A 15,702-nucleotide genomic window follows, 5' to 3' on the forward strand; every position below is an offset into this window, starting at 1 on the left:
TTACCCGTCTTATCGCCCGCCATGGCGGCGGGCTTGAGGGCTGCGGGCTAGAAACCGAACAGGTGGCCCAGCTTGGCGCGCTTGGTGTTCAGGTAGTGGTCGTTGAACTCGTTGCGGCCAACCTGCAGCGGCACGCGCTCGGCCACGCGGATGCCGGCCTGTTCCAGGGTGGCGATCTTGCGCGGGTTGTTGGTCATGATGCGCACCGCGTCCACCCCCAGCAGCGCCAGCATTTCGCGGGCGATGCGGAAGTCGCGCATGTCGGCGGGGAAACCCAGCTGTTCGTTGGCTTCCACGGTGTCGGCGCCGCCGTCCTGCAGCTTGTAGGCGCGGATCTTGTTGATCAGGCCAATGCCGCGGCCTTCCTGGCGCAGGTACAGCAGCACGCCACGGCCTTCGCGGGAGATGGCTTCCAGCGCGGCTTCCAGCTGAAAGCCGCAGTCGCAACGCAGCGAAAACAGCGCGTCGCCGGTGAGGCATTCGGAATGCACGCGCGCCAGCGGCGCGTCGCCGTCTGCGACCTCGCCCAGCGTCAGCGCCACGTGCTCGCGGCCGCCGTGTTCTTCAAAGCCATGCATCTGGAACACACCCCAGGGCGTGGGCAGCTTGCAGCTGGCGACCAGGTCTACGCGGGGTTGGGTGTCGGCTTGACTCAAAATAAACTCCGATTCAGTTAGCAGGGCGTGGCCAGCTTAGCCGGCCATGCCCGCAGGGAAAAGTGCAAAGCGGCGAACAGCTTGCTCAGTTTTTTTCAACAACACCCGACAGCGCGCTGAACGGCGCCGACAGCGCCAGCGCCAGTGCGGCCAACGTGGCTTGCTCGGCAGCGCCAAAGAAACCGGGGCGCGCGTCTTCGGCGTCCAGAATACCCACCACGCGGCCGTCGGCGGCCAGCACCGGCAGGCACACCTCGCTTTGTACCTTGGGGTCGCACTCGTAGTAGGCGCCGCCGGCAGCCTGCCAGGCGGCCACGTCGGCCACGATGGCGGCACGGCCGCTAAGGCCGACGCGGCTGTTATTGCTGAACAGCGCAAAGTCTTCGGTCAGCGGGAATTCCGCGCGGCTGGGCAGGCCCCGGTAGGCCAGTTTCACCAGCCGCGGCAGGCCGTCTTGTTCAAAGCGGCAGTACACCCCCAACCAGTCGGCCGGCACCGTCTGCAGCGTGGCCTCCACCAGCGCGTTGAGCTGGCGCAGCGCCGCGTCGGCAGCCGGGCTTTTGCCACCCAGCCACGGCGACACGTCGTACGGCTGCTCTTCCAGCTCGTCCACCAGCGAACAACTGCCGCCCTCGCCCAGCTTGGGCACGCGGTAGCGGTACAGGTCGTCGGGGGCGGCCTTGGGCAGGCCGGGCAGGTTGGCGTGCAGCACGGCGCTGGCGGCGGCGACGGCAGTGGCGGGCAGGTCTAGGCCGGTGGCAGCCAGATAGGCCTGAGGCATGGGGCAAACTCCGGGGTAGTTAATAAAGTAATTTAGTCGGGTATTATTACCCTTTTATTCCGGACACTCCAGCCATGACAGCCATTATCGTGCGCCACGGCCCGTTGCTGACGCTGCGTGCCGGCGCCGGTGCCCGCCACCACTTGCAGCAGCACGGCCTACACGCCCGCGACATCACCGCCCTGCCCGGCGCCGCCGGCGGGCCAAAGGCGCTGGGCCTGGCCGGGCTGGACCAGGCCGTGTTCCAGTGGCTGGCCGGCAGCCCGCAAGTGCGCGATCTGGTGGGCGCGTCGATCGGCGGCTGGCGCTTTGCCTGCGCCATGCAGCCCGACCCGGTGGCCACGCTGCAGCGCTTTGCGGCCAACTACGTGGCGCAGGATTACAGCCGGCAGACCACGCGTCAGCTGATCTGGCAAAACTGGCAGGCGCTGCTGCACGACACGCTGGGGCCGCGCGGCCAGCAGGCCATCCTGCAGCACCCGCACTACCGGCTGAGCCTGATCCTGGTACGCAGCCGCGGCCTGCTGCGCCGCGAACAGCGCGCGCCACTGCTGGCGGGGCTGGGGCTGGCGGCGGCCTGCAACGCCGCCGGGCGGCGCCAGCTGCGCCACGTGTTCGAGCGGCTGGTGTGCCACGACGCACGCAGCGCGCTGGCGTTTGTGCCGCAGGATGGCCTGCCCACGCAGCGGGTAGTGCTGGATGCGGCCAACCTGGAAGCGGCATTGCTGGGCACCACCGGGGTGCCGGGGCTGTTTGACGGCGTGGCGATACCGGGCGCCACCCCCGGCGTATACCGCGACGGCGGGCTGCTGGACTACCACCTGGACTACCCGTGGCAGCGCCAGCCGGGCATCACGCTATTCCTGCATTACCAGCCGCGCATCGTGCCGGGCTGGTTCGACAAGCTGCTGCCGTGGCGGCAGGCGCAGGCCGGCCACCACCACAACACGCTGCTGGTCACGCCCAGCCCCGCCTACCTGGCCACGCTGGGGCTGGGCCGGCTACCCGACCGTGGCGACCCGAAACGCTTTGCCGGCCGCGATGCAGAACGGCGCCGGCTGTGGGCCGACGCCGTAGCGGCCAGCCAACGGCTGGGCGACGAATGGCACGAGCGGCTGCTGCGCCAGCAGTGGCACGACGTCGCAGCGCTATAGTTTTAGCGGCTGGCTGGCTTCCAATGCCTTTAACAAGGCTTTCATGCTGGCCTCCACGTCTACGCCCTGCTCGCTCAGCTGGGTAAACTCCTCACCGGCCCCGGTAACCAGCCTGGCAATCATGCCCTCCTGACCTTCCGTCAGCCCCAGCGACACAAAAGCGCGGTCTATGCTTTCGCGCAATCGCAGCATGATGTCGCCGCTGGCCCACTGCTGGTAGCGGAAGCGTTCGTCCACCACGCGCAGCGCCTCTCGGGTGCAAGCCACCAGCTCGGCCAAGGTGGCAGCTTGCTGCCGCTGCTGCCAGGCCGTATCGAGTGCGGCCAACCTGGCGGCGGCACCTTCCGCCATGAAGGCCAGGTTGTCGCGCAGGCGGCCGTTGCGCTCCTCATCCTCACGCGGCATGTTCTTCACCGCCAGCGATAGCTGGCCGTAGCTGAACACCGTTACCCGGCCGGCGTCCACAATGTGGCCACGCCGGGCCAGCGTTTCGATCAGGCCGATCTCCAGTTGGCCGCACGGGCCTTCGGCATTGATGGTGCTGACCCCGCGCAGCGAGCGCAGCTGGATGCTGGCGTCCAGCCCCAGCTCCTGCAAAGCCTGCAACATGCTTTGTTGCAAAGCGGTGTTATCTTGTAGCGCAAAGCTGCCTTTCATGAACTGCAACACCACGCCGATTTCGCTGGCGCTGGTCATGGCAGTAAACGCTGCCTGCATGGCGTGGTTAACCTGGCCTTGCAGTTCGTGGCTGGCCTGACGGCTCTGCCCGTTGCGCAGTGCTACACCAATCTTGCTGAGCAGTTCGGCGTTGATATAGGGCTTGGCGATGTAGTCTTCCGCCCCCGCTTCGTAACCGGCCATGCGGTCTTCCAGCTCTACGCGGCCCGACAGGAAGATCACCGGCACATGCTGCAGGCGGCTGTCCTGCCGCAGGTGACGACAGATGGCGTAGCCTTCCATATCGGGCAAGCCCACGTCCAGCAACACCAGCTGCGGGCGTAGTTCTGCCTCCGCCGCCAGCACCGCCAGCCTGTGCAGGGCGCTGGCACCGTCAGCAGCCTCCTCCACCGCATAACCTTCCAGTTCCAGCAACTGGCGCAGGTTACTGCGCAGCGTGGGCTGGTCTTCCACGATGAAGATACGGGTAGCTGCCACCGCATCGGGCACGGATACTGACGGCATGGCGATGATGGTGTCTTCGTCAAACAACATGGTGATCCCCTTTGCAGGCAGCCTGCCAGCCGCCGATTTGCTGTACCACTTCCAGCGCGCTCAACGGCGGGCTGAACAGATATCCCTGATAGGCGTCGCAACCCATTTGCTGCAGCAGCTGCTTTTGCGCTTCGGTTTCCACGCCTTCCGCAATCACCGCCATGCCAAAGCTGCGCGCCAGGGAGATGACGGCCTGGGTAATGGCGCGGTCGCCATCGGAACTCAGAATATTGCGCACGAACGACTGGTCGATCTTCAGCACATCCAGCGGAAAACGCTTCAGGTAAGACAGGCTGGAATAGCCGGTACCAAAGTCGTCCAGCGCCAGCTTGATGCCCAGGTCTTTCAGCCGTCGCAGCGTGTCTACCGTGCGCTCGGCGTCGATCATCGCGGTGCCTTCGGTGATTTCTACTTCCAGTTGTGCCGGCGACAGGCCACTGAAATCCAGCGCCGCCTCGATACTGTGCAGCAACGCAGGCGAAGCAAACTGCCGTGCCGACAGGTTCACCGCCACGCGCAGGCCTGGCGCCATGCGCTGCCACTCGGCCAGACGCTGGCAGGCTTCAGCCAGCACCCAGCAGCCTATCGAGATGATTTGGCCGTTTTCTTCGGCCAAGGGGATGAAACGCAGCGGGGATACCCGTCCCAAACGTGGATGATTCCAGCGCAGCAGGGCCTCGAAGCCAGCCACCCGGCCGTCTGCCAGACTGACCTGGGGCTGGTAATACACTTCGAATTCGTGCCGTTCCAGCGCACGGAACAGGTCGTTGTTCAGACGCAGGCGCTCGCCGGCTTCGGCATTCATTTGCGCGCTATAGGCCAGCACCTGGCTACCACCCAGGCCTTGCGCCTGGTGCAGCGCCACTTCGGCACGGCCCAGCAGTTGTTGCGCGTCGTCGGCATCGGCCGGGTACAGGCAGTAACCGATACTGAGCGGAATGAACATTTCTTCGCCCAGCACCCCCATCGGCTGCAGCCAGGCCTCGTGCAGCTGTTGCGCCAGTGCCTGCGCCTGCTCGCGGCCCGACACCTGCGCCAGCACGGCAAAATTGGGGCCGATCAGACGATAAGCCCTGCCCTGCTCGCCCAGCACCTGCTCCAGACGTTGGCCGCACTCGCGCAGCGCCGCGTCGCCGGCCTGGTAGCCCAGCGAATCATTGATGCGTGAAAAGTGGTCTACGCCCAGCACCAGCAACACCAGCGGGCCCACGGCAGGGTCGCCCAGCCCGCCTTGCCCCGACAATGCCTCCAGCAGCGCCATGCGGCTACCCAGGCCGGTGAGCTGGTCGAGGTAACGCAGGCGATGCGCCTCACCCTGCAGGCGTTGTGCTTCGGCCTGCTGCTGTGCCAGCCGCCCCAGCCGGGCTTCGATGGCCTTGAACAGCTCCTCGCGCTGAAAGGGCTTGGTAAGGTAATCGTCCGCCCCCAGGTTCATGCCGTGGCGCTGATCGTTTTTCTCGGCCAGCGCGGTCAGCAGAATGACAGGCAGCTGCTCCGTGGCTGCCTGGCTGCGCAGTTGCCGCAATAGCTGGTGGCCGTCCATGCGCGGCATCATCACGTCGCTGATGACCAAGGAATAATTGCCGGCACGCAGGTAAGCCAGCGCCTCTACGCCATCGCCAGCGGCATCAGCGTCGTAACCTTCCAGCCGCAACAGCGCCATGATGTTGTTACGGATGGCCAGATCGTCTTCCACCACCAGGATGCGTCTCACGTCGCTCCCCCTTTGCGCTCGTCCTGCAGCGGCAGGCGCACGCTGAAATGGGTACCGTGCCCCGGCTCGCTGCTGACTGAAATCTCGCCATGGTGCAGCTCGACCGACTTGCGCACGATGCACAGGCCCAGACCGGTGCCGGGAATGGTGCCGACATTCTGGGCGCGATGAAAAGCGTCAAACAGTTGCGGCAGGTCTTCCGGCGGAATGCCGATGCCCTGGTCCTGCACGTCGAACACCACCTGCTGGCCCTGCTGGCGCACGCCAAAGCGGATCTGCCCGCCGTCGGGCGAATACTTGAAGGCGTTACTCAGCAGGTTGCCCAGAATCTCGCGCAGCAGCTTTTCATCCAGCGCCAGCACCGGTTCGGGCAGCTGGATATCCAGCTCTACCTCGGCCAGCACCACGTCACCGCGGGCTTGCGAGGCGCGGCGCACTTCCTGTACCAGGTTGTGACAAAACCGGGGTAGATCCAGCTGCCGCGGTACAAACGCTACCCGCTCGGCTTCGACGCGCCCGATCAGCAGAATGTTATCCAGCATGTCGGTCATGCGTTGTACTGAAAGCTGGATGGTCTGCAGCAGTTCGTCGCGGCGCTCCGGGGTCAAGCGCTGCTCGTAGTGGCGCAGCAGTTCGGCCGACGACAGCACGGTGGCTAACGGGGTACGGAACTCGTGTGAAGTCATCGATACAAAACGTGACTTCAACACGTTCAGCTCTTGCTGGCGGGATAGTGCGTCGCGGATTTCCTGCTCGGCAGCGTGGCGCTCCGACACGTCCACCAAGGTCCAGATGGTGCCTTTTTCCGGCTGGCTCTTCACGATGCTGGTGCCATTCATCTGCACCCAGATCTGCTTGCCGCTCTTGGTTTGCAGCTGGCGCTCGGTAGTGAAAATATGGCCGGCAGCCAGGCTGCCGTAGGCGTCACGGCCGAAACTGTCGAAGTCTTCATCGCTGCGAAAGTAAATGCGGCTGCTTTTGCCGATGAGTTCTTCTTCGCTGTAGCCCAGCAGGTTAGAGAAAGTACGGTTGATCCACAGCAGGCGGCGGTTGGTAACAAAAGCCATGCCCACCAGCGCCGACTGCAGGATGGCCTCGCGTTCGGTATGGGTGCGCAGCAGCTCGAACTCCAGCTCTTTGCGCCGGCTGATGTCCATCATCACCCACACCGTACCTTGGCCAGGCTGCTCCGGGTTGATCGGTTTGCCCGACAGCTGTACCCACAACAGTTGGCCGCAGGCGGTGCGCATGCGCATCTCGCTAACGTAGGCACGCCCGCCAGCAAAAGCCTGCCGCGCTTCGCGGCTGGTACGCAAGAAGTCGGGCTGGTTGTCGTAGTAACGCTCCAGGCTGCCACCCTGCATGCGCTCGGGCGTGGTCTGGAACAGCTCGGCCGCCGTACGGTTGACCCAGCGCACAAAACCCTGACCATCCACAAAGGCCATGCCGGCAATGCTGTTGTCCAGGATGGACTCTCGCTCGCGCAGGGTGCTGGTCAGGTCTTCTTCCAGCCCTTTGCGACGGGTAATATCGGTGAAAAACACCAGTGCTGCCGGGCTGCCGTGCCACTCGATCATCACCACGCCGCTGTCTACCCAGCGCACATTGCCCTCTTTGGTAACCACGCGCAGATCGTCGCGGGCGTCTACCTGCTGCCCTTGCGTGCGGCGCTGGTGCGCACCCAGTACCCGTTCGCGGTCGTCGGGGTGAATGAGGGTGGCAAAATCCAGTGCGGCCAACTCGTCGGCACAGTAACCGCTGATGTCGCAGGCACGCGGGTTGGCCAGCACGATACGCATGCCCTGCACTACGACGATGCCGTCGCGTACGTTATCGATCACCAACCGGTAGTGTTCTTCCGACTGCCGCAGCGCGTTGACAGCGGCCTTGCGGGCACTGACGTCGCGCAGAAAGGCCCCGATGAAGCCCTGCTGGCTGGACGAAAACGGCCAGAACGAGGCTTCGATATGCTGTGGCCCTTCCGGACGCTGGCGTATGAACTCCAGCGAGGTCTCGCCAGCCAGTTACAGACCTTCATCGCTCAGGCGCAAGCCGCTGGGTAGCTGGTCCGGCCCCAGCTGCAGCACGTCCAGCAAGGGCTGGCCTACCGCGTGTTCACCGCGCAGGCCGAAAATGCGCTCGCAGTGGATGTTCCAGTCGATGATGGTACCGGTATGGTCCAGCACCACCATGGCAATGCTGGCAAATTCGAACAGTTTGCGCGCGCGCTCCATGTGCTCGTACAGCACCTGCTCGGCCACGTGCTGGCGTGTCATGTCGCGCAGCGTAATGCCACGGTACGGCAGGCCGGACAGGACGAACTGCCAGCCGGACAGCTCCAGCGGCACGCGGCTGCCGTTGGCATGCAGTGCCGGCAGCTCCAGCGGCCGCATGGTATGCGCCAGAGCCTGCTGGCTATCGGCAAACAACCAGTCATGAAAACGCTTTTGCAGCTGCGGCGGCACGATCAGCGCCGATAGCGGCCGCCCCAGCGTGGCACTGTCGTGCCAACCCAGCAGCCGCTCGGCTTCGGCGTTCCATTCGCAGACAAAACCTTCTGCGTCCAGCACTACTACGGCAATAGCGGAATGGGCAAACAACTGACGCAGATTGTCGTCATTGGTAATGCTGCGCTGGTACAGCTCGGCCAGTTCGTCCACGATATGCTCCCGACCGGCCAGCCAGTCTTGCGCGGGGTCGGCAGCGCAGGCGGGCAGCTCGAATACCACGCCGGCCAGACGTGGCTCGCCGCCAAAGGGCGAGATCATGGTAAAGGTGCATTCGCCCAGTAAACGAAAGCTGCCGTCGGGCTGCCGCACACGAAACTGGCGCTGCTGGCGGCCGCTGACCGTGGCCTGGCCCAGACCGAAGCGCGCCAGATCGTCGGGATGAATGGCGTGCAGATAGCAGGCCGGGTCTTGGTGCAGTTGTGCTAGCGGGCACCCCCACAGCGCCTCGAAACCGGCAGACATGTACAGAAACCGGCTACGGGCCATATCGGCCAGCCAATAGGCGGTATCGGCGCCCAGGCTTTGATTCGCCGACGCGATGGCTGGTAACGACGACTGAAGCGGCATGAAAAACTCCTAGCGCATGGACTTGCCGCCTTCATTTTTTCGCCATGATTTACCAGTTTACAAGTACAGATTTATTAATATGTCGTAACTTTAAAAAGCCTTATTTATCAACTTAAGACATTACTACCGCCCGTGTACTGCCATACGCAACACGGTTACGACCATCGGCCTTGGCCTGGTACATGCGCTCGTCAGCCAGCGCCAGCAACTGCCGCCAATCGTGCACGCCATCCTGCTGCCACTCGGCCACACCCATGCTGGCTGTCAGCGGCTGGCCATCCGGGCGCAGGCCAAGACCCAGCCGGCGCAAGCGGCGCAGCAGCACGCGTGCCTGCAACAGGCTGGTATTGGGCAATAGCAGCAAAAACTCTTCGCCCCCCCAGCGGCACAGGATGTCACTCTGCCGCAGCAAGCCGTCCAGATGGCTGGCCAAGCGTTTCAGTGTCTGGTCTCCTGCGGCGTGGCCGAAACGGTCGTTGATGGATTTGAAATGGTCGAGGTCGATAAACACCACGGTCAGCGGCATGGCGTTGCGCACTGCCTGGCCGGCCAGCAATTCCAGCATTTCCTCGCCGCTGCGGCGCGAAAACACGCCGGTCAACGGGTCGCGTACGGCTTGATGCACCAGCGCCAGCATGAAAGTAAGCTGGGTGGTACAGGCCAGCGCCGATACTGCAGCAATCAACACCTGCAGCCAGAATGCGCCCCAGAACAAATGCGTGTCCTGAGCAGCCCACTGCACATATCCGGACAATAGCTGCGCCAGCAAAACCGGCAGTGCAAACAGCGCGCACTCCAGCAGGGTAAGCGGAAAAATGGCCAGCCCGGCCAACAGTACGAAAGGCAAGAAACCGTAACCGGCGCTGATGATGCCGGGAACGCCATGCAAGGTCTGCTGTGTCAACAACACGTGCGACAGCAGGTAGAACAAAGATGGTATGGCAAACAGCAGCGCCATGCCGCGCCACGCTTGCTGCAGGGTGCCATCTGGGCGCAAATGACGGGTAAGGGCAAAGAATGCGGCCGACGTCAGCAGCCGCAGCACCGCCAGTTTCCAGCTTAGCGGCGACGGTAGCGTATAGAGGTCGACTACGATCCATAACGGCGTAAGGATGGCAAACAGGCAAGCAAACAGCCGCACCCGGTTTACCAGCATATGGGCGCGCCGGCTGCAAAGCAGGGACATGTGCGATGCCGGGGACAGCAGGTGACTGGCGTGGGCATGATGCCCCTCACCCGGCAGCAGACCCAGCACTTTTACCCAGAACAGCGCAGACAGACGGCTCATTGTTTCCCTGGCTTCATCGATGAGGTGGCTATTATCGGCATGCCGACGCCATGCTTGTTTGTTAAAAATCAAGCTCCTTTTCTATTGTTCCATAAAAAAAGCGGTAAGCCTGCGCTTACCGCTTTATGCCATTAAAATTTCTGCTTACACGTAGCGGAAATGCGCCCGCTTGACGTTGCACAGCACCTCGTAACCGATGGTGCCGGCGTGGGCGGCCACCTCGTTGACGCTGATAGTGTCGCCCCACAGCTCGACGGTACTGCCTACGCCAGCCTGCGGGATATCGGTGAGGTCTACTGTCATCATGTCCATCGACACGCGGCCGATGACGCGGCTCTTGACGCCGTCGATCAGCACCGGGCTGCCGGTAGACGCCAGCCGCGGGTAGCCGTCGGCGTAGCCACACGCCATCAGGCCGACGCGGGTGGGGCGCTCGGTATGGAACGACGCGCCGTAGCCTACCGGCTCGCCCACGCCCAGCTCGCGCACGCCAAAAATGCGCGTGGTCAGCTGCATCACCGCTTTGAGGCCAACGTTGGCCGCATGGTCGGCCGGTAGCGGCGTGGCGCCGTACAGCATGATGCCTGGGCGGCCCCAGTCGCGGCGGGCGTCGGCGTGGATCATGATGCCGGCCGAGTTGGCCAGGCTGGTGTCGCCGCCCAGGCCGGCGGTGGCGGCATCGAACGCAGCAATCTGCGCGTCGGTGGCCGGGCAACCCGGCTCGTCGGCACGGGCAAAGTGCGTCATCTTGACGATGGCGTCCACTTTGCCGCTGGCTGCCAGCTCGCGGTAGGCTGCGGCGTAATCGGCCGGGAAGAAGCCGGCGCGGTGCATGCCGGAATCCATCTTCAGCCACACACGGAACGGCTTGGCGGCCGGTGCGGCCAACAGCATGGCCAGCTGCTCGCGGTTCTGCACCACCAGCCACAGGTCGTGCGCCTGCACCTCGGCCAGCTCGGCCGGCTCGAACACGCCTTCCAGCAGCAGGATGGGCAGGCTGATGCCGGCAGCACGCAGCTGCAGCGCCTCTTCCAGGCAGGCCACGGCGTAACCGTCGGCCACGTCGGCCACCGCCTGGGCGCAGCGCACCGCGCCGTGGCCGTAGGCGTTGGCCTTCACCACGGCCAGCGCACGGCCGCCGTGCTGCTGGCGCGCCAGCAGGTAGTTATGTCGGAAGTGATCCAGGCGGATCGAAGCAATCAATGGGCGCATGGCAATCTCAGGCTTTGGCCGCAGCGGGCTGGAACATCGGCACCACCAGGGTTTCGCCTTGCTTGGCGTAACGCTGCATCGACAGGCCGTCTACCAGGATTTCCGGCTGCGTACCGGTGATCAGGTCGGCCAGCACCTTGCCGGAACCGGCGCACATCGTCCAGCCCAGCGTGCCGTGGCCGGTGTTCAGCGACAGGTTGGCAAAGCGGGTGCCACCGATGATCGGCGTGCCGTCCGGGGTCATCGGGCGCAGGCCGGTCCAGAACTCGGCACGCGACACGTCGCCACCGTCCGGGTACAGGTCGGTCACTACCATTTCCAGCGTAGCACGGCGTTTCGGGTTCAGGCTGAGGTCGAAACCGGCCAGCTCGGCCATGCCGCCAACACGGATGCGGTTATCGAAACGGGTAATGGCAATCTTGTAGGTCTCGTCCAGTACAGTAGACACCGGCGCGCCCTTGGCGTTGGTGATCGGTACCGTCAGCGAGTAACCTTTTACCGGGTACACCGGGATGTCGATACCGATGGCCTTCACCATTTCGCGCGAGTAGCTACCGGTGGCAACCACATAGTGGTCGGCGCTCAGCAGCTCGCCTTCCACCACCACGCCGGTCACTTTGTCGCCGTAGGTCTGGATGCTGTCGATGCTCTTGCCCCACAGGAACTTCACGCCCAGGCCGGCGCACATTTCGGCCAGGCGGGTGGTGAACATCTGGCAATCGCCGGTATCGTCGTTGGGCAGGCGCAGGCCGCCTTTCAGCTTGTGCTTGGTCTTTTTCAGTGCCGGCTCGATGCGGGCGCAACCGTCGGCGTCCAGCACTTCGTAGGCCACGCCGCACTCTTTCAGCACCTCGATGTCCTTGCCCATGGCGTCCACTTGCTGCTGGCTGCGGAACAGCTGCAGCGTGCCGCCTTCGCGGCCTTCAAAGCCGAGGCCGGTTTCGGCTTTCAGCTCGCGGATCTTGTCGCGGCTGTACTCGGCCAGGCGCATCATGCGGCCCTTGTTGACGTTGTAGGCCTGCGGGTTGCAGTTGGCGAACATGCGCGCCATCCATTCCCACTGGTAGGTGCTGCCGTCCACGCGAATCGCCAGCGGGGCGTGCTTCTGGAACAGCCACTTCACCGCCTTGGCCGGGATGCCGGGCGCCGCCCACGGCGCCGCGTAACCCGGGGAGATCTGGCCGGCATTGGCAAAGCTGGTTTCCAGCGCCGGGCCGGGCTGACGTTCCACCACGGTAACGTCGACGCCGGCTTTGGCCAGATACCATGCAGTGGAAATACCGATGACCCCACCACCAAGAACGATGACTTTCATGTTTACCTCCAGGCTACCCTGTTGAAACAGGACAGCGCGGGCTGTCCTGTCGTGTGTGCAATCGGCGGCTGTTACCGCTCAGTGAATTTGCGTAGTATATTGATTAAAACACAGTTTTTTTCACTTATATTTAATAACAGCGCAGTGCATATCGCTGCAAAAATAGGATAAAACAGTGAAACCGCAACGCACAATGGACAGAAGCCGCCAGCTGGACAAAGTGGACATCAAGATCCTGCAGCAACTGCAGGCCAACGCCCGCATCGCCATGACCGAACTGGCCGAAAAAGTGGGCCTGTCCACCACCCCCTGCACCGAGCGCGTACGCCGGCTGGAACGCGAGGGCGTGATCGAGGGCTACCACGCCCGCCTGAACCCGCAGGCGCTGGGCGCCAGCCTGCTGGTATTCGTGGAAATCAAACTGTCGGCCAAATCCGGCGATATCTTCGACGCCTTCCGCCGTGAGGTGCAGAAGCTGCCCGACGTGCAGGAGTGCCACCTGGTATCCGGCGAGTACGACTACTTACTAAAGGTGCGGCTGCCGGACATGTCGATGTACCGCAAGATCCTCGGCGACATCCTGCTGAAACTGCCGCAGGCCAACGAGTCGCGCAGCTATGTGGTGATGGAAGAAGTAAAAGAAACGCTGCTGCTGAATCTGGACAGCCCCGGTCGTGAACGGGCGTGACTTCAAAGTCATTCCTGACTAAGCTGCCGTCATGACTACTGCCATCGATAAAACGCCATGAATACGCTGATTCTGCTGGACCGTTTGCCGGACACCGCCGCACAAGACAGCCTGGCGCGACGCCAGGCACTGACAGCCCTGGGCCAGCAACTGGCACTGCAAGCCGCATCACAATTAATGGCGCTGCCGGTTCGTCACTTTGCCATCGATAGCGACAAACCGGCCTGCCTGCTGCTGGAAGGCGCGCCGGCACCGCTAGGCCTCTCCATCAGCCACAGCGGGCCGTGGGTAGCCGCTGCAGTGTCGGCCTGCCGGCCACTGGGGCTTGACATGGAACAAACCGCCCACGCGGGCGATGCAGATGAACTGGCCGAACTGCTAACGCCCGATGAGGCCGCATGGTTGGCCGCACAGCCAGACGGCAGCCTGCCTGGCGACCCGTTCTGGACGGTGTGGACGCTGAAAGAAGCGCTGGGCAAGTACCACGGCCGGCGCTGGGAAACCCCGCAACAGACTCGCAGCATCCACCAGCTGGACCACTACGCCGCCCACCTGGTGCTGCCAGACTGCGGCCTGCTGTTAGCCATTACCGCCCCGGCGCCGCTGGAGGCCAAACTGCAATGCGGCTCCGGCAAGGCTGCCCATGTCAGCCTGATGCCATGGCTGACTACGAGCAAATGAAGAGATAATCACAACTTGTGAAAGCCTCGTTCTGACGCCGCTTGCGAAAGCGATGCCAGAACAAGGCTGTCAAATAGGCACTAGCGATACTGGCGAATAAGCTGGCTAACCGACTTACGCAACTCATCATGCCAAGCCCGGGTACCATCGGTCACGCCCCAACTGGTCCACTCACTGACAGTCATCCAACCTTTCTTGTTACCATCCTTCACCTGCTTCTCTATGGTTACGCGAAAGGTATACGGCAATACTGGGCTATCCGGCCCAGAAAGGCCGCGATGATAGAAACATCTCAACGTACCGGCAATATGGTATTCGGGTCTCAAGCTCAACCCTTCAGCAATACCTACTTCATTGATAAGATCATAAACTTGTCGTTTGCTCATCAACTGGCATTCGCTGCTGTAAGAAACTTGAAACTCACCTGCCATCGCCAAAGAGCTGATAGCTGCCATTAGCACTGCAAGAATTTTATTCTTCATGATGCTCTCCATGTAAAAGCATGATTTTATTTGCCAGACACATTCAAGCAAACAAGCTTCCAGACTTTGCTGTCTGCCATATAGCGATATCAGCGCCCTTCTGGCGAGTAATAAAGTGTTTTACCGCACTGTGTGCAAAAATGCTCACGAGTATAAGTATGGTTAAATAACGCACGCACATGAATTCGCCGTGCGCCACATGTGCAGCAGGCCACACTATCGCGATAGATACTGTCAGGATGATTTGAACGATACCAGTCATAGTTTTGCGTCTGGTACTTTGTCATGCGCAAGTAATGCCAACAATTACCGCAAAAAAACACTCCTGCAATCAGCAGCATGACGGGCGCAGAATGATCGTAAAACCCATAAAGCCACCAGCGCCACAAGCCCGTTACCACATAAAAAAAACTTGCCATTGCAAACGCAAACGACACCAGCCTCGCTATGATGTAGCGCATACTTTCACCTCAGCCATATTGGCAAAATCAAGACTCTGCGCGACTTTTTGACACCACAGCGACTGCAGACACCAAATAAGAAACCACCATCACAACAGCACCCACACCTACCGATGGCTTGGCTATGTTCATATTGATTGCACCAGCCATATTGTTGAATAGTGCTCCGGCGTTACCAAAAAAGGCGATGTAATCCATCGCGGCATTCGCCCCCATCAGTGCCAGCACAAGGCCCGGCACTGCCACCATGACTACCGGCCAAAGCAGGCTGGGCATGGCACCCGCCTGATGCATTAGCGCAAACGCAATCAGTATCAAAGGCAGCAGATAAAGCAGGAAATACACACCCCCTGCGTGACTAACGGAAACATACAGATCACCTGCATTAGCCAGAGGCATCAGCGCACCCATAAAAGCAGACAGGCCACCAAGGCCAAGCACGACACTAGGCATTTTCATGGTATTTACTCCACTCATTTACTTACTGCATTTCGCAACCGGCACGGCTGCACTCAGGCTAACACCACAAAATCACCACACAAATTGACCGTAGCGGCCGACCATTTAGCGCCTTGCACCTCGTAGGTAGCCGCTGTTACCTTGAAATTGATCAGTGCATGCGCCCCAGACTTTTTGCCTTCCTCTTCGATGGCGGCCATTGCCTGGCGAAACTGGGCACCATAGTTGTCTTCACCGATGTGACGGAACATCTGGCAGTACATGCCTTTACTTTCTTTGATGTCCCAGCCTGGCAGCGCAGGCAAAGTACTGATCATGAAGTTTTCGGGCGGCTTTTTGGCAGTTACCGGCGCCGTAGCGCTCTTGTCCTGCGGCAGACACGCCGTAAGGTTGGCCACCAACAAGATGGCAGGAATAAGCGTGGTTACTTGCATGGCTGTCTCCATTCAGTTCTTGATGACATAGACGATGCTATAGCAATGCCAAAAACCAAAAATCATCCAAATGGATGATTTTGCAGAC

The 15,702-nt window shown here is 61.9% G+C and carries 16 protein-coding genes; 3 read left to right on the forward strand and 13 right to left on the reverse strand.

The features are described 5' to 3' along the window. Window positions 1-47: 47 nt before the first annotated feature. Together ribA and ACK4FZ_RS06670 are read right to left on the reverse strand one after the other, a co-directional pair. Entirely contained in the window at window positions 48-656 is a 609-nt protein-coding gene (gene ribA / locus ACK4FZ_RS06665; RefSeq protein WP_409819112.1) for a GTP cyclohydrolase II, read from the reverse strand. Window positions 657-741: 85 nt separating this feature from the next. Further along, window positions 742-1,437, reverse strand: coding sequence for a GAF domain-containing protein (locus tag ACK4FZ_RS06670; RefSeq protein ID WP_144373470.1), 696 nt, complete (start codon window positions 1,435-1,437; stop codon window positions 742-744). 74 nt (window positions 1,438-1,511) lie between these two features. On the opposite strand from ACK4FZ_RS06670, the gene ACK4FZ_RS06675 reads away from it, so the two are divergent. Continuing rightward, window positions 1,512-2,591: a hypothetical protein gene (locus ACK4FZ_RS06675; RefSeq protein WP_409819114.1), complete on the forward strand. Its 1,080-nt coding sequence runs from the start codon at window positions 1,512-1,514 to the stop codon at window positions 2,589-2,591. On the opposite strand, the gene ACK4FZ_RS06680 is transcribed toward ACK4FZ_RS06675, so the two are convergent. The 7 genes from ACK4FZ_RS06680 to ACK4FZ_RS06710 form a co-directional block, all read right to left on the reverse strand. Next, window positions 2,586-3,803: a response regulator transcription factor gene (locus ACK4FZ_RS06680; protein WP_409819116.1), complete on the reverse strand. Its 1,218-nt coding sequence runs from the start codon at window positions 3,801-3,803 to the stop codon at window positions 2,586-2,588. The two genes, ACK4FZ_RS06675 and ACK4FZ_RS06680, sit on opposite strands and share 6 nt — an antisense overlap. After that, window positions 3,793-5,517: a putative bifunctional diguanylate cyclase/phosphodiesterase gene (locus tag ACK4FZ_RS06685; protein WP_409819118.1), complete on the reverse strand. Its 1,725-nt coding sequence runs from the start codon at window positions 5,515-5,517 to the stop codon at window positions 3,793-3,795. The genes ACK4FZ_RS06680 and ACK4FZ_RS06685 overlap by 11 nt, the downstream gene beginning before the upstream one ends. Further along, window positions 5,514-7,541 (reverse strand): PAS domain S-box protein, encoded by a 2,028-nt coding sequence (locus tag ACK4FZ_RS06690; protein ID WP_409819427.1) that lies wholly within the window; start codon window positions 7,539-7,541, stop codon window positions 5,514-5,516. Before ACK4FZ_RS06690 ends, ACK4FZ_RS06685 begins: the two co-directional genes overlap by 4 nt. Next, the gene (locus ACK4FZ_RS06695) at window positions 7,542-8,594 is read right to left on the reverse strand and encodes a PAS domain-containing protein (RefSeq protein WP_409819121.1); all 1,053 of its coding nucleotides are present in this window, start codon (window positions 8,592-8,594) and stop codon (window positions 7,542-7,544) included. It lies immediately after the preceding gene. 112 nt (window positions 8,595-8,706) lie between these two features. Next, a complete protein-coding gene (locus tag ACK4FZ_RS06700; RefSeq protein ID WP_409819122.1) occupies window positions 8,707-9,882 on the reverse strand; it encodes a diguanylate cyclase in 1,176 nt (391 codons plus the stop codon). A 144-nt stretch (window positions 9,883-10,026) separates the two neighbouring features. Next, on the reverse strand, window positions 10,027-11,094 hold the full coding sequence (gene alr, locus ACK4FZ_RS06705) for an alanine racemase (RefSeq protein WP_409819125.1): 1,068 nt from the start codon (window positions 11,092-11,094) through the stop codon (window positions 10,027-10,029). Between the two features lie 7 nt (window positions 11,095-11,101). Beyond that, on the reverse strand, window positions 11,102-12,421 hold the full coding sequence (locus ACK4FZ_RS06710; protein WP_338116351.1) for a D-amino acid dehydrogenase: 1,320 nt from the start codon (window positions 12,419-12,421) through the stop codon (window positions 11,102-11,104). Between the two features lie 181 nt (window positions 12,422-12,602). Between ACK4FZ_RS06710 and ACK4FZ_RS06715 the strand changes: the two genes are divergently transcribed. Further along, a complete protein-coding gene (locus ACK4FZ_RS06715; RefSeq protein WP_409819127.1) occupies window positions 12,603-13,097 on the forward strand; it encodes an Lrp/AsnC ligand binding domain-containing protein in 495 nt (164 codons plus the stop codon). Window positions 13,098-13,154: 57 nt separating this feature from the next. Continuing rightward, window positions 13,155-13,778 (forward strand): 4'-phosphopantetheinyl transferase family protein, encoded by a 624-nt coding sequence (locus tag ACK4FZ_RS06720; protein WP_409819129.1) that lies wholly within the window; start codon window positions 13,155-13,157, stop codon window positions 13,776-13,778. 80 nt (window positions 13,779-13,858) lie between these two features. On the opposite strand, the gene ACK4FZ_RS06725 is transcribed toward ACK4FZ_RS06720, so the two are convergent. The 4 genes from ACK4FZ_RS06725 to ACK4FZ_RS06740 all read right to left on the reverse strand — a co-directional run bounded on the left by ACK4FZ_RS06725 (window position 13,859) and on the right by ACK4FZ_RS06740 (window position 15,614). Next, window positions 13,859-14,260: a hypothetical protein gene (locus tag ACK4FZ_RS06725; protein WP_409819132.1), complete on the reverse strand. Its 402-nt coding sequence runs from the start codon at window positions 14,258-14,260 to the stop codon at window positions 13,859-13,861. Between the two features lie 89 nt (window positions 14,261-14,349). Continuing rightward, a complete protein-coding gene (locus tag ACK4FZ_RS06730; protein ID WP_409819134.1) occupies window positions 14,350-14,721 on the reverse strand; it encodes a hypothetical protein in 372 nt (123 codons plus the stop codon). A 27-nt stretch (window positions 14,722-14,748) separates the two neighbouring features. After that, window positions 14,749-15,180, reverse strand: a complete 432-nt coding sequence (locus ACK4FZ_RS06735) for a hypothetical protein (protein WP_409819137.1) — start codon at window positions 15,178-15,180, stop codon at window positions 14,749-14,751. Between the two features lie 53 nt (window positions 15,181-15,233). Next, window positions 15,234-15,614 (reverse strand): hypothetical protein, encoded by a 381-nt coding sequence (locus ACK4FZ_RS06740; protein WP_409819139.1) that lies wholly within the window; start codon window positions 15,612-15,614, stop codon window positions 15,234-15,236. Between the last annotated feature and the right edge of the window lie 88 nt (window positions 15,615-15,702).

This window comes from Vogesella sp. (assembly GCF_046297735.1).
In the GTDB taxonomy this organism is placed as follows: domain Bacteria; phylum Pseudomonadota; class Gammaproteobacteria; order Burkholderiales; family Chromobacteriaceae; genus Vogesella; species Vogesella urethralis.